The organism is Providencia sp. 2024EL-00732, assembly GCF_044006275.1.
GTDB classification, from domain to species: Bacteria; Pseudomonadota; Gammaproteobacteria; order Enterobacterales; family Enterobacteriaceae; genus Providencia; species Providencia huashanensis.
Genome location: NZ_JBIPDG010000014.1, coordinates 1 through 13,546 on the forward strand (window position 1 = coordinate 1; position 13,546 = coordinate 13,546).

A 13,546-nucleotide genomic window follows, 5' to 3' on the forward strand; every position below is an offset into this window, starting at 1 on the left:
GAGTCAAGCAATTTTTTGCTTTTTCTTTTCAGAATCTCTCGCTGCCGTTTCAGTGTTCATCGCGCTTTGCGTTGTCTTGTTCCCGGTCAGTGGTGGCGCATTATAGGGAGTCAGAAAAATCTGGCAACCCTTTTTTTGCATTTTTTTTCTGACTGCTTACTTATCACTCAAAACGACTATTTTTTGATTCTTTTTAGGGCTTCTGGTAACTCAGCAATACTATTAATGACAATATCTGCATTCTCCATAGCCTCATCAGTGACCTGCTCACCACTTTTCACTAACACAGTGGTACCAACTTTAGCCGCTTTTCCCGCTAGCATATCCGCGAGTTTGTCGCCAACCATAATAGAAGCAGCCATATCTATATTTAAGAATGATTGCGCATCTTGTAACATCCCTGGCTTTGGTTTGCGGCAGTTGCAGTCTTGGCGATACTCTTCAATTTCCGCTTCGATATGATGAGGACAAAAATAGATACCATCTAAGTCAACACCGCGGTCGGCTAACGACCAATCCATCCACTCTGTTAGCTGCATAAACTGGTCCTCGGTATAAATACCACGGCCTATGCCAGATTGATTAGTTACAATGACTAATGCATAACCCATTTTTTTTAATTCTAACATCGCTTCAATCGAGCCTTCGATAAATTCAAAGTCATCGATTTTATGAACATAGCCATGATCGATATTGATTGTTCCATCTCTGTCTAAAAAGACTGCGGGGGTCCCGTTACTCACCGATTTGCTCCTCAAATTTAATATCTTTTTAGTATCTCATGAAAAGAAAAGAAATGAGAATAGAATAAATAGAACAATCTTTATTGACTTAGACGTCTAGACGCCTTAACATCCAACAATATTAGATACACTATCTAAAAAAACAATTCAGATAAAAGTTAGAAAATATAAATGATAAAGCTCTCAAATATTAATAAGGTTTTCCAGCAAGGAAACCGTAACATTCAAGCGCTGACTGACATTAGCTTGCATGTTCCTGCTGGTCAGATATATGGCGTAATAGGCGCATCAGGTGCAGGTAAAAGTACACTTATACGTTGCGTAAACATGCTCGAACGCCCTACTTCAGGCCAAGTCGTCGTTGATGGGCAAGATTTAACAGCAATGACAGAAAAAACGTTGACGAGAGCACGCCGTGGCATCGGCATGATTTTCCAACATTTTAACTTATTATCTTCACGTACTGTTTTTGATAATGTGGCGCTTCCTTTAGAGCTTGATAATACGCCTAAGGAAAAAATTAATGAGCGCGTTAATGAATTACTCGAACTGGTTGGTTTAACCGACAAGAAAGATAGTTATCCTGCTAATCTTTCTGGAGGGCAAAAACAACGCGTTGCTATTGCGCGAGCCTTAGCAAACTCACCCAAAGTTCTATTGTGTGATGAAGCGACCAGTGCATTAGACCCTGCGACAACACGCTCTATCCTTGAGTTATTAAAGGATATTAATCGTCGTTTAGGATTAACTATCTTATTAATTACCCATGAAATGGATGTGGTAAAACGCATCTGTGACCAAGTTGCAGTCATCAGCGGTGGTCAGTTAATCGAGAAAGATAAAGTCAGTGAAGTGTTTTCTCATCCGAAAACACCGGTTGCCCAAGCATTTATTCAGTCAACATTAGTGATTGATATTCCAGATGACTATAAAGCTCGTTTAAAAGCTGAATCAGGCAGTGATTTATCGCCATTAGTGAAATTAGAATTTACAGGGCAATCTGTTGATGCTCCTTTAATTTCCATGGCTGTACGCAAGTTCGATATAGATATTAATATATTGAGCTCCCAAATCGACTACGCAGGCGGCGTTAAGTTTGGTGTAATGTTAGCTGAACTACATGGCATCAATGGTGGAGTAGAGTCCACAATTACATTTTTAAAAGAACACCATGTCAAAGTAGAGGTTTTGGGTTATGTCTGAGGGAATGATTTCACTACTTATAACAGGAACGATTGATACTATCATTATGACTTTCGTATCAGCGATCCTCGGTTTTTTATTAGGTGTACCGACAGGTGTTTTACTTTATGTCACTCGCCGTGGGCAAGTGATGGAAAATACAGCTCTTTATAGTGTAATTTCAGCGGTAGTGAACGTATTTCGTTCAATCCCGTTTATCATTCTATTAGTATGGATTAGCCCATTCACTAAATTCTTGGTTGGTTCGGCCATTGGTATTGAAGGCGCTATTGTTCCATTGACAGTTGGCGCAATTCCCTTTATTGCTCGTATGGTTGAAAATACATTATTAGAAGTACCAAGTGGTTTGATTGAAGCTTCAAGGGCTATGGGGGCAACACCGCTACAGATTATTCGTAAAATATTGTTACCTGAATCATTACCGGGGATTATCAACGCAGCAACTATCACATTAATTATGTTAGTCGGCTACTCAGCAATGGGCGGTGCTGTGGGTTCTGGTGGTTTAGGGCAAATTGCAATGCAATATGGGTATTACACCTACAATCCATTAGTGATGAATACCGTACTTGTTTTGTTAATCATTTTAGTTTTCATCATTCAATACACTGGTGAATACTTAATGAAAAAAGTATCACATCGATAGTAAGTAAAATAGCTGCGCCGTTAGGGTGCTTATAAAGTCCGTTTTAAAGGGGTATATCAATGTCTATTAAATTAAAATCTATCGCAGTTGTCGGCGCGCTATTAGGCACTCTAGTTCTCACAGGTTGTGGTGAGAAAGAAAAAGATGCCAACAGCATTAAAGTTGGTGTGATCATGGGCAAAGAATTAGAAGTTGCTGAGGTTGCACAAAAAGTTGCTAAAGAAAAGTATGGCTTAAATGTTGAATTAGTTTCATTTAATGACTTCGTTTTACCTAATGAAGCATTAAGCAAAGGCGATATTGATGCTAACGCATTTCAACACAAACCGTACCTTGATCAACAAATTAAAGATCGTAACTATAAATTAGTTCCTGTGGGCAATACTTTTATTTACCCAATTGCAGCTTATTCTAAAAAAATTAAATCAGTTGATGAATTAGCCGATGGTTCACAAATTGCGCTACCTAATGACCCGACTAACTTAGGCCGCTCTCTACTATTGTTACAACAGCAAGGTTTGATCAAATTAAAAGAGGGCACAGGTTTAATGCCTACTGTTCTGGATGTGGTTGAGAACCCAAAAAACCTGAAATTTGTTGAATTAGAAGCACCTCAATTACCACGAGCTTTGGATGACCAAAAAATTGCTCTAGCCATTATCAATACCACTTGGGCAAGTAGCGCAACACCAAAATTAACACCAGCAAAAGATGGTTTATTCGTTGAAGACAAAGATTCTCCATATGTGAATGTTATTGTTGCCCGTGAAGATAATAAAGATAGCGAAAATGTGAAGAAATTTATCCAAGCATATCAATCGGATGAAGTATCTAACAAAGCTAATGAAGTCTTTGATGGTGGTGCAGTTAAAGGCTGGTAATCTTTTTTATTATTAAAAAAACGATTAAAATACTAGGTGGCGTAATGCCATCTAGTATTTTTTGCAATTTATAGACTACAAAACATAGCAACTTAATTTTAGTAACCATATAAGAAAGGTATAACTTATGAGACTGTTATTGCTCACCTTGGTGGCTTTTACGCTAGCCGGGTGTGGAATTAACCAATACACAAGTCCAGGGCAAAACAAAGGTTTCACTAGTATGAAATTGTCTAAACCTGTACCTCGTGTCACAGAACCAGACACCGCAAATGTCAAATTAATGAATAGCCCTGAAGAGCTGTTAGGCATGCCTTTCAAAGACTTAGGTGTTGTTTCTGGGGAATCTTGCCGTGAAAGTGTTCAAAGCCCTCCGGCAAATCTAAACACAGCAAAAAACAGCATGTTAACCCAAGCTGCTTATATTGCCGCCGATGCAGTGCTTTTACATCAATGCCAAACAATGACCTCACCGGGCTGTTATCAGGCAACCATTTGTGAAGGCAGTGCATTACAAATTGTTGAATAATAAATCAATGCAATCTTTTCAATTTAATGTTATTGGCCATATTGAATCACCTTATAAAGAAAAGTTTGCCATCCCGCGCCAGCCTGGACTCGTTCTAGGCGGTGTAGGACGCCTACATTTACACCCGCCTTATAATGACCCAAACACTGTTCGAGGGCTCAAGCAATTTAGCCATATTTGGGTTTTATTTATTTTTCATCAAACGATGGAAGGCGGTTGGAAGCCTTTAGTTCGTCCGCCGCGCCTTGGTGGCAACCAGAAAATGGGGGTTTTTGCGACGCGTTCAACTTTTAGACCAAACCCTATCGGTATGTCACTTGTTGAATTAAAAGGGATAACGGAAAAAGATAATCAAGTTATCCTTGACCTAGGTAGCCTTGATTTACTTGATGGTACGCCAGTGATTGATATTAAGCCTTATTTGCCCTTCGCTGAAGCGTTACCAGAAGCCATTGCAGGATACGCACAAGAGGCGCCTACAGACGATATGCAGGTTATATTTACTGTACAAGCCCAACAGGAATTAAATCTCTATCAAAGACAATACCCTAAATTGAAGCAATTTATTGAACAAGTACTAATGCAAGACCCTCGTCCTGCTTATAAAAAACAATCTACTGAAATTCGTGACTACGCTGTCCATTTATTAGATTTTAATATTCGCTGGCGAGTAATTCGTGGTGTGACTGAAGTATTCGCTATTGAACCGTATGAAAAAACGCGTTAACCCCTTTTGGCAAATGTCAGTCACTGGTAGACTAGCTCTCTATATACCTTGGTAAGCAAACGACTTATCATAATTTGTTGTTCTAATGGAACCTATACAATGCGTACTAGCAAATATCTGCTCTCAACTCTAAAAGAGACCCCTGCGGATGCAGAAGTTATCAGCCATCAGCTGATGCTGCGTGCAGGAATGATCCGTAAACTTGCTTCTGGTCTGTATGACTGGTTACCCACTGGCGTGCGTGTACTACGAAAAGTAGAAACCATTGTTCGTGAAGAAATGGAAAATGCAGGTGCTATCGAGGTATCTTTACCCGTAGTTCAACCGGCAGATTTATGGCAAGAAAGTGGGCGTTGGGAACAGTATGGTCCTGAATTGCTACGTTTTGTTGACCGTGGTGAACGGCCTTTCGTTCTAGGCCCAACTCATGAAGAAGTCATTACTGATTTAATACGTAATGAAATCACCTCTTATAAACAACTGCCTTTGAATTTATTCCAAATTCAAACTAAATTCCGTGACGAAGTTCGCCCACGCTTTGGTGTCATGCGTTCACGTGAATTTATCATGAAAGATGCATATTCGTTCCACATCAATCAAGAATCGTTACAAGAAACTTATGATGCGATGTACGAAGCGTATAGCAAAATTTTCACTCGCATTGGCTTTGACTTCCGTGCAGTCCAAGCGGATACCGGCTCAATTGGTGGTAGCGCTTCTCACGAATTCCAAGTACTTGCGAAAAGTGGTGAAGACGACGTTGTTTTCTCAACGGAATCTGATTTTGCTGCAAACATTGAATTTGCTGAAGCAGTTGCACCTACGGCACCACGTGGAGCAGCAACAGAAGAAATGCGTTTAGTCGATACTCCAAATGCAAAAACTATTGCTGAGTTGGTCGAACAATTCCATTTACCTATTGAAAAGACAGTTAAAACATTAATTGTTCACGCCAAAAAAGATTCTGGTCATACATTGGTCGCGTTGTTAATCCGTGGTGATCATGAGCTTAATGAAATTAAAGCGGAAAAACACCCTTTAGTTGCGAGCCCACTAGAGTTTGCTTCTGAAGAAGAAATTAGAAATGCGGTAAATGCAGGTCCGGGTTCTTTAGGCCCTGTTAATATGCCATTACCTATCGTTATCGACCGTAGTGTTGCAATAATGAGCGACTTTGGCGCGGGTGCGAATATTGATGGTAAACACTATTTTGGTATTAACTGGGAACGTGATCTACCGACTCCTGACACTTTTGATCTGCGTAATGTCGTTAATGGTGACCCAAGCCCAGATGGTAAAGGGGTGCTACAAATTAAACGTGGTATCGAGGTCGGTCATATTTTCCAATTAGGGACTAAATACTCTGAAGCGATGAAAGCTTCTGTCCAAAATGAAGAAGGCCATAATCAAATCGTGACAATGGGTTGTTATGGTATTGGTGTAACTCGTATCGTTGCAGCAGCTATTGAACAAAGCCACGATGAGCGTGGGATCATTTGGCCGGATGCGATTGCACCATTCCAAGTTGCAATTTTGCCAATGAATATGCATAAATCTTACCGCGTTAAAGAAGTTGCAGAAAAACTGTATGCTGATTTAAAAGCCAACGGTATTGATGTTATTTTTGATGACCGTAAAGAGCGCCCTGGTGTGATGTTTGCCGATATGGAATTAATTGGTGTGCCATACACCATTGTTATTGGTGATCGTAATTTAGACAATAACCAAGTTGAATACAAATCTCGTCGCAGTGATGACAAAGACTTGGTTGGTCTAGACAATGTGGTTAGCTTCTTAAAAGAAAAGTTAGCAGCTCGTTTAGTTAAATAACCAAAACAATAAAAAGCCCCCAGCCATTGGTTCTCCAACTATAGGGGGCTTTTTTTAAATATCTCGATATGAACCAATTTTAAAGCCACGCTCTAAGATCCGCATCTTTAAATTCTCTGAGGTCAGCACTTCTAATTCATTCAACCGTGGATAGGCATAATTGCTTTTTAATAAAGCATTATCAATAAATGCAGGATGACTCATTATCTCAATGGAGCGATTTCCATGTAGTTTCGCTTCGTCTAAAATCTGCAAAAATAATGACTCACTAATTTTATCACCATAAAACTCACTACTAAAAGAATCAGTGCTAGCAACTTGATATGACAAAGGCGGCCAATTTTTTTCTAATTGACGATCAACTCGCAATGCAATACCTTTTTCCTGTGCAAAGTTAACAATGATAGGAAAGACCCCTTCTATCATATGCACATGGTGATGGCTATCTATGTGACTAGGCTTTCGACCGAAAACCTCAATAAATTTCTGGTATTGCTGATTTAGCTCTTCTTCAATTTCATTTAATGGCAATTCATTTGTGTCTATATCCCACAACCATTTACCAAGCAAACCATCACGACACAAAGATGGCATCGATGAAAAAGGTTTGCCCGCGGTCAAAACAAAATGCATACCTACCGCTAAATTAGGGTAATCATGACTTAATTTTGCGGCATCCGATATCGCAGGCATATTCATCATAGCCGTAGTTGAATGAACAACTCCATTTCGATGGGATTCAATGATCCCATAGTTTACAGCGCGACATAATCCAAAATCATCAGCATTAACAATAAGTAATGAAGACATAGTATTTCCCTTAACCCTGTATATAATCGCCCTATTTACTTTCCTGCTCTAATTTTTTTATCACTTCATCAAAGTTAGGCAGGTATTTTTTATGAGCAATTAACAATTCTTTTGAAATTAAACGAGCATCTTTATCAGAGTGAATTAATGGATTTAGATTCATAGCCAATAAGACATCATTAAAATCACCATTGGTTGCAGCTCTACTTGTTGCTATTTCAAAGTTTTTCAATGTATAAATTAACCCTAGTACCTTATCATCGAAATGCGTAATTCTTGGATGAGGCATAGCACCATCACGTCCAAGTATACAGGTCATTTCTACAGTCCAATCGCTTGGAATATTATCAATATGGCCATGGTGTGGGATATTTACATAGTGCTCTGTCTTTTTATCATTGTAGATTGCATTTATCACTTCACAGGCAGCATCCGAATAATATGCTCCCCCCCGCAGCTCTAATTCCTTAGGTTTAACATCGAGGGATGGGTTTTTATAAAGTTCGAAAAGTTGATGCTCAACTTTTTGCACAATTTGTGCTCGAGCCCCACCTTTATAATACTCGCCAAGCTCTATTGCTAACATTTCTTTAGGTTTAAAATAGTATAATAAATACGAGCAAGGGATTAGATTTAAGCCTCTAATTAACCCTTCTTCAAAGGCTAGGTCAGTAATGTTTTTTACTGAATTTGCGCTTAATGTCCCTGCGGCAATTCCTTCTAATAGTTCATCAAAGCGTGATACACCATTTACAATAACATCTTTGATAAAAACCATATGGTTTAAACCAAATAGATCTATTGATAACTCATCTTTTTCAGATAGTTGCAAAACATCTGTAATAAACATTTTCATACCGATTGGAATATTACAGACACCAATGAAGCGTTTAAAATCAGTATGACGATATACTGCTTCTGTCACCATACCTGCTGGGTTGGTAAAATTAATCACCCATGCATTTGGGCAAATCTCTTCAACATCTTTAATAATATCGAAAATAACAGGAATGGTACGTAACCCTTTAAATAACCCACCAGCACCGTTAGTTTCTTGCCCTAAATAACCATGTTTTAACGGAATTGACTCATCCAGCTCACGCGCTTTTAATTGACCAACCCTTAATTGAGTCGTAACAAAATCAGCATCTATTAATGCTTCTCTTCGATCTAATGTTTTATATAATTTTAAAGGGACTCCTGCATGTTTAACCATACGCTCACATAAGTTAAAAATAATATCTAACTTTTCTTTCCCTTCTTCAACATCAACTAACCATAATTCCGTAATAGGTAATTCGTGATACCGCTTAATAAAACCTTCCAACAATTCAGGTGTATAGCTACTACCACCGCCAATAGTGACAACTTTTAATTTCTGAGTCATATTAACCTCATTGAACCTTATAAAATGAATATAGAAAAGCACACCATCTTTATCAAAAGATGGTTATGCTTGAGTTTTCTTAAAAGAAAAATTAACTTAAATAAAAAATTAACCCACCATTTTTTGCTCAACACTAAATAGATTTTTTCTATAATCACTTGGTGTTAATGATGTTAACTCTTTAAATTTTTTCACAAATAAACTGGGGCTACTATACCCTGATTCAAATGCAATATCGGTAATTGAATAATTAGTTATTTCAAGCTGTTTTTTAGCAAAATTAATTCTTATATCATTAATAATTTGCATCGGCGTTTTGCCATAATATCGTTTTGTTGCGCGAGTTAAATACTCTTGTGATTTGCCAGTAATTGTTATCATATTTTGCAACGCACTTTCACTAAACATCGCGATATCATGCATTTCTTCCAATGTACTTTTTAACCATTGGGGGGCATCATCCCGCATACTTTTCTCACGAAAATGGCGTAACCGATTAACTACGTTAAATGTAACTAATTCAATAAATTCATTAAATTCACTATCGCGGAAGTTCAATGATGCGATTACCGATTCGATATAAGCCATAAATTCATTTTTTAATTGGTAGCTTTGTGATGCAACAAAGCAATTTGGTAACAATGGCAGATAATGCTTATCGAAAAATGCTTTGCTAATTCCGACATTTAATATCCGTGTAGGACCAAAGTCATAAGCACTTTCATGGTAGGAGCCAATTGGTAGAAATACAAAATCCCCACGCTCTAATAAAACTTTTTTTCCATTTATAATTTGATAACAACGACCAGTTAGAACAATCATATATTCATAATAATCGTGTTGATGCAGTCCACTTGCACTCTCAACTTTATTATAAATAAAGACATGAAAGGTTTTATTATTAAAAAGTTCACTTTCTTGAACCAGTTTAATCTCAGCATTAGTGTCGGTTCTATTCATCAGTGTCTGCATCATGAGCCTCTCTCTAATGATTTATTTTTTCATGTAACTCAATTAATTCTGTAATTAATTCACGGGCTAACATAGCATTCATTAAGTGATCTTGAGCATGAACAAGAACTAAACTCACTTTGATTCTCCCTTCTCCCATATCACTTTCAATCAATTGAGTTTGTACTTTATGAGCTTCATTTAATGAAGAATGAGACTGCTCCATTAAATTTTTCGCTGTCACGAAATCACCCGCTTTGGCTTTTTTCAGCGCGGTGTAGGCTAAACTTCGAGCTTGCCCCGCATTAATAATTAACCCCATGACAACTTCTTCTAGTTCATTGCTTGCGTCTTCTTGGATATCATCAAGTTCAAACATATTTTTATCTCGACTTAAATGGGAGGAGCAAGCTCCTCCATATTTTAAAACTTCAGTGCATTCGCAATATCTTCTTCACTTTCTTCTTCATCTATCGTGTTTTGGGCTTTATTCGAAATGACCACAAACGGTAGATAAACAAGAACAGCAACACCAAGGTTGAATAAGGCAAGTAATAAGGCAGCAATACTTCCATTAGTGTTAAAGAAAGCAGCCAAACCTGTTGGCATCGTCCACGGAGCAATATTTGTTACCGGTGGGATGATCCCTAAAGAATATGCTGCCACCATTATTCCTGCCAATAATGGCTGAATCAAAATAAAGGGGATAAACATCACAGGATTCATAATGATCGGTAAACCAAAAATAATAGGCTCATTAATTTGGAAGATACCTGCAGGTAAAGCTAACTTAGCAACTTGGCGATGATCAGCACGACGTGAAGCAATAAAAATTGCAATAATCAGACCTAATGTCGCCCCTGTTCCACCTAAAAACACATAGGAGTCAAGCATAGGCTTCGCCCACATATGGAAGGATTTACCAGCTGCAATTGCTGCGTCAACTGAGCCATACTCTGCATATAAAGAAACGTTTTCTAATGCCCAAGGCGTCATAATACCGCTATCTAGCGCCGTTAATGCTAATGAACCATGGATACCAAAAAACCACAGCAGCGACGTAAAGACCACATAAGCCCATCCAACCACATTTCCCATCGATGCTAAAGGCGTTGAAACACTATCCATGATAATTTGATGAAAATTAGTGCTAATCCCCGTTAGCGCCCATGACACTATTCCCATAATAGATAAGATAATAAAACCAGGAATAAGTGCAGAAAACGAACGTGAAACTGATGGCGGAACGCTATCTGGTAATTTGATGACCCAATTACGGCGGACAATAAAAGTGAACATTTCAGCGACGACTAACCCTAAAATAATCCCTGAAATGATATTTGCTCCACCCAACCAATTCGCCCCAACGGCATAGGCACCATTTACATCATAAGGTGTTACTGTCATAAAAGAAGCTATAGCAAGTAACCCTGCGGCTAGCGGGTCAACTTTGCGTTCTTCTGCTAATGCCATGGCAATAAAGAAAGGGGCCATTAGAGACATAATACCTAGTGTCCCATTATAAACATTTCCCCCTATCACTTTAAAACCGTTTAATGTTTCGATTGTTGAAGGTTCTAATCGAACACCTAAAGAATAAAAAAACGACCCTGTATCAAAACTAAGAAAAACATTATTAATTAGTACAAACATAGCCCCAACGAGTGTTAGAGGCATTATTCTAATAAAACCATTCTTTATTGCATTAACATGAGGCTGCTTTCCCAATCGAACCGCGAATGGAAGGAGTACCTTTTCAAGCGAAGTGATAACAAGACTCATAAAAATACCCTCAATTTTTTGAGTATGCTCCATTCTTAATTAGCTAAAGATCGTATTAGCACCAATATCGATGGAGTTATTATGTAATAGAGGTAGTTAGTAGCGCTCTAATATTAACCTGCTGTTTGGTTTTTAATAATTGCCACGGCCGCTTTTAACACTCCTAATCCATCAACCTTGCCGTACAAAAGTGAGTCAATCACCTCAACGGGTTTGTTCGGCAATAATTTTTGAATATCAGATTGCATCCAAGCAATTTGCGGCCCAAGTAATACCAAATCAGCATCGACACCTTTTTCTGCTGCTAAGCTTTCAGGGAAAGCTTCAATGTTGACTGGTACATCATATTTCTCTGCCTGTTGCCTCATTTTGTTAACTAGCAGTGAGGTAGACATCCCCGCAGAACAAAATAAATAGATATTTTTTTTCTTCATTCCTTATCCTTAGATTCGTTCTATCTTTTAATTACCGCTGTAATTTATAAGTTTTTTTGCAGACTTACAGCATTTACTAACACTACAAACTAAAAATAAAAATTCTTTCTAGTTGAATGAAGTATACGTACTTCCCCTAGTTTTCGATATTTCAATGTCATCAAGAATTGTCTCTCATTGACTAATCGTTATGACCCCTCTCACATTTATACAAATATTTTGCGTTAATAAAAAAGTTATATTGATATCAAAAAAGCAAAGGCTGGTGAATATATTGATAAATCGAAGGGATTTTGGCTGATATTTTAGATAGTTAATAAAAGAAAAAGGCTCAATATAACTATTGAGCCTTTAATAGAAATGGATGTACTAAGATTAGTTACAAGAAGCAGATTTATCGAAATTGATGTTACCTGTAGGAACTAATGCAGGATCAAATTGACCATCTTCCATTGATGGACGAACAGTATAATAACCTTCTAACTCAACATACACCGGTGTTCCACCATCAACACCTGTTTCACTATATGCTTTTTCTAATTCAATACCTGATGCTGAATATTGGCGCCCACTTTCACATTCAGTGAACACAGCAGCGTCCGCCATATAACGGTACTGACCTATTTTTTTGCTTGGCTTAACTTTCTCTAACGTATAATTCATTTGCGATTCAATCGGATTACCTTCTAAATCAAGTAAAGTAACCGACTTCCCATCCGCAGCTTGAGAGAAATAAGTATTCTCACCTTTTGGGTTAGTTGTACGTAATTTGTTATCTTCAATAGCCCATTTACCTGAATCATGGAAAGCACTATCGCCATCCTTTGTTCCTAAATAGATCAATTGCTCAACATAGCTGCCATCTTGGTTAACTAATAAGGTTGCTTCAATACCAGAACAGTCTGCACAAGGTAGTACACCTGTGTAAACATTATCTACTGGTGATGATTCTGTATTTTTTGCAACTGTCTGACAGCCAGCTAACGTGACAGCCCCAACAGCCATTAATACTAACATTAGTGATTTTTTCATTATAATACCCTTAAAATCATACATTTTTATTCGTTAACCGATTTCTCAATCATAACATTTCAAAACTTAAAAAAACGGCAGGGATAAGAAAATTCGGACATTACTGATAAAATACGTTATGAATTAATTTAATGAATAAGAATTGTCTTTTTCCTCTAGCTACGATTATAGTTATTAAATTTACTGTGCTATTATCGTAGCAAGCGCTTTTTTGCTTGATACAACATGTTCAAGGCGGCAATAACCGCCACTAACACAGTGGTGAGGGAATATGTCTACAGATACTGAATATCAACCTATCAATTGTGATGATTACGAATATCTAGAAATTGCATGCCAACGTCAATTAAAGTTACAGATAAAACTTAATGACGGCGAGAATATTGAAGGGCAGGCCAGTGATTTGCTCCTGCGAAAAAAAGTCGAGTACCTGATTGTTGAAACGCATGAAGGAACCAAGGAACTACGACTGGATTGCATAAACTCCTTCAGTCATCCAGAAATCGGCACAATTGTTGTCGACCACTCTCACTAATACTCACATTATTGAGTCCTTCTATCCCCCCTTATGATAATCACAGTCATAAGGGG

The 13,546-nt window shown here is 37.9% G+C and carries 15 protein-coding genes; 7 read left to right on the top strand and 8 right to left on the bottom strand.

All coding sequences use genetic code 11. The features are described from left to right. Positions 1–176: 176 nt before the first annotated feature. A complete protein-coding gene (gene gmhB, locus ACHB7C_RS17635; protein ID WP_395348063.1) occupies positions 177–743 on the bottom strand; it encodes a D-glycero-beta-D-manno-heptose 1,7-bisphosphate 7-phosphatase in 567 nt (188 codons plus the stop codon). Positions 744–914: 171 nt separating this feature from the next. Here gmhB and metN point away from each other — a divergent pair, with 171 nt between their 5' ends. From metN to proS, 6 genes are all read left to right on the top strand, one after another. Continuing rightward, complete coding sequence (gene metN, locus ACHB7C_RS17640; RefSeq protein ID WP_042848958.1) at positions 915–1,946, top strand: methionine ABC transporter ATP-binding protein MetN; 1,032 nt, start codon at positions 915–917, stop codon at positions 1,944–1,946. After that, positions 1,939–2,592, top strand: a complete 654-nt coding sequence (metI, locus tag ACHB7C_RS17645; protein ID WP_042848959.1) for a methionine ABC transporter permease MetI — start codon at positions 1,939–1,941, stop codon at positions 2,590–2,592. Before metN ends, metI begins: the two co-directional genes overlap by 8 nt. Positions 2,593–2,651: 59 nt before the next feature. Further along, a complete protein-coding gene (locus ACHB7C_RS17650) occupies positions 2,652–3,473 on the top strand; it encodes a MetQ/NlpA family lipoprotein (RefSeq protein WP_048606331.1) in 822 nt (273 codons plus the stop codon). 127 nt (positions 3,474–3,600) lie between these two features. Then, positions 3,601–4,002 carry an Rcs stress response system protein RcsF gene (gene rcsF, locus ACHB7C_RS17655; protein ID WP_042848961.1) on the top strand — a complete coding sequence of 134 codons (402 nt, stop codon included), beginning with the start codon at positions 3,601–3,603 and terminating at the stop codon, positions 4,000–4,002. Between the two features lie 7 nt (positions 4,003–4,009). Beyond that, entirely contained in the window at positions 4,010–4,729 is a 720-nt protein-coding gene (tsaA, locus tag ACHB7C_RS17660) for a tRNA (N6-threonylcarbamoyladenosine(37)-N6)-methyltransferase TrmO (protein ID WP_042848962.1), read from the top strand. A 99-nt stretch (positions 4,730–4,828) separates the two neighbouring features. After that, on the top strand, positions 4,829–6,559 hold the full coding sequence (proS, locus tag ACHB7C_RS17665) for a proline--tRNA ligase (protein WP_048606330.1): 1,731 nt from the start codon (positions 4,829–4,831) through the stop codon (positions 6,557–6,559). Between the two features lie 54 nt (positions 6,560–6,613). Here the strand turns inward: proS and chbG are convergent, their stop codons facing one another. From chbG to nlpE, 7 genes are all read right to left on the bottom strand, one after another. Next, entirely contained in the window at positions 6,614–7,369 is a 756-nt protein-coding gene (gene chbG / locus ACHB7C_RS17670; RefSeq protein ID WP_048606326.1) for a chitin disaccharide deacetylase, read from the bottom strand. Positions 7,370–7,400: 31 nt separating this feature from the next. Further along, entirely contained in the window at positions 7,401–8,756 is a 1,356-nt protein-coding gene (locus tag ACHB7C_RS17675; RefSeq protein ID WP_042848966.1) for a 6-phospho-beta-glucosidase, read from the bottom strand. A gap of 108 nt (positions 8,757–8,864) precedes the next feature. Then, a complete protein-coding gene (chbR, locus tag ACHB7C_RS17680) occupies positions 8,865–9,731 on the bottom strand; it encodes a transcriptional regulator ChbR (RefSeq protein WP_080750946.1) in 867 nt (288 codons plus the stop codon). A gap of 10 nt (positions 9,732–9,741) precedes the next feature. Then, positions 9,742–10,086: a PTS N,N'-diacetylchitobiose transporter subunit IIA gene (gene chbA / locus ACHB7C_RS17685; protein WP_048606324.1), complete on the bottom strand. Its 345-nt coding sequence runs from the start codon at positions 10,084–10,086 to the stop codon at positions 9,742–9,744. Positions 10,087–10,130: 44 nt separating this feature from the next. Further along, complete coding sequence (gene chbC / locus ACHB7C_RS17690; RefSeq protein ID WP_042849009.1) at positions 10,131–11,489, bottom strand: PTS N,N'-diacetylchitobiose transporter subunit IIC; 1,359 nt, start codon at positions 11,487–11,489, stop codon at positions 10,131–10,133. 113 nt (positions 11,490–11,602) lie between these two features. Then, positions 11,603–11,923 (bottom strand): PTS sugar transporter subunit IIB, encoded by a 321-nt coding sequence (locus ACHB7C_RS17695; protein ID WP_042848968.1) that lies wholly within the window; start codon positions 11,921–11,923, stop codon positions 11,603–11,605. Between the two features lie 375 nt (positions 11,924–12,298). Further along, the gene (gene nlpE, locus ACHB7C_RS17700; RefSeq protein ID WP_048606323.1) at positions 12,299–12,955 is read right to left on the bottom strand and encodes an envelope stress response activation lipoprotein NlpE; all 657 of its coding nucleotides are present in this window, start codon (positions 12,953–12,955) and stop codon (positions 12,299–12,301) included. A 271-nt stretch (positions 12,956–13,226) separates the two neighbouring features. Between nlpE and rof the strand changes: the two genes are divergently transcribed. Then, positions 13,227–13,490, top strand: coding sequence for a Rho-binding antiterminator (gene rof, locus ACHB7C_RS17705; RefSeq protein WP_042848970.1), 264 nt, complete (start codon positions 13,227–13,229; stop codon positions 13,488–13,490). Positions 13,491–13,546: the final 56 nt, after the last annotated feature.

What these genes read in the sequence shown, in the direction of transcription:
- metN (WP_042848958.1), top strand. Translation starts at nt 915, where the DNA reads ATGATAAAGCTCTCAAATATTAATAAGGTTTTCCAGCAAGGAAACCGT.
- metI (WP_042848959.1), top strand. Translation starts at nt 1,939, where the DNA reads ATGTCTGAGGGAATGATTTCACTACTTATAACAGGAACGATTGATACT.
- ACHB7C_RS17650 (WP_048606331.1), top strand. Translation starts at nt 2,652, where the DNA reads ATGTCTATTAAATTAAAATCTATCGCAGTTGTCGGCGCGCTATTAGGC.
- rcsF (WP_042848961.1), top strand. Translation starts at nt 3,601, where the DNA reads ATGAGACTGTTATTGCTCACCTTGGTGGCTTTTACGCTAGCCGGGTGT.
- tsaA (WP_042848962.1), top strand. Translation starts at nt 4,010, where the DNA reads ATGCAATCTTTTCAATTTAATGTTATTGGCCATATTGAATCACCTTAT.
- proS (WP_048606330.1), top strand. Translation starts at nt 4,829, where the DNA reads ATGCGTACTAGCAAATATCTGCTCTCAACTCTAAAAGAGACCCCTGCG.
- chbG (WP_048606326.1), bottom strand. Translation starts at nt 7,369, where the DNA reads ATGTCTTCATTACTTATTGTTAATGCTGATGATTTTGGATTATGTCGC.
- ACHB7C_RS17675 (WP_042848966.1), bottom strand. Translation starts at nt 8,756, where the DNA reads ATGACTCAGAAATTAAAAGTTGTCACTATTGGCGGTGGTAGTAGCTAT.
- chbR (WP_080750946.1), bottom strand. Translation starts at nt 9,731, where the DNA reads ATGATGCAGACACTGATGAATAGAACCGACACTAATGCTGAGATTAAA.
- chbA (WP_048606324.1), bottom strand. Translation starts at nt 10,086, where the DNA reads ATGTTTGAACTTGATGATATCCAAGAAGACGCAAGCAATGAACTAGAA.
- chbC (WP_042849009.1), bottom strand. Translation starts at nt 11,489, where the DNA reads ATGAGTCTTGTTATCACTTCGCTTGAAAAGGTACTCCTTCCATTCGCG.
- ACHB7C_RS17695 (WP_042848968.1), bottom strand. Translation starts at nt 11,923, where the DNA reads ATGAAGAAAAAAAATATCTATTTATTTTGTTCTGCGGGGATGTCTACC.
- nlpE (WP_048606323.1), bottom strand. Translation starts at nt 12,955, where the DNA reads ATGAAAAAATCACTAATGTTAGTATTAATGGCTGTTGGGGCTGTCACG.
- rof (WP_042848970.1), top strand. Translation starts at nt 13,227, where the DNA reads ATGTCTACAGATACTGAATATCAACCTATCAATTGTGATGATTACGAA.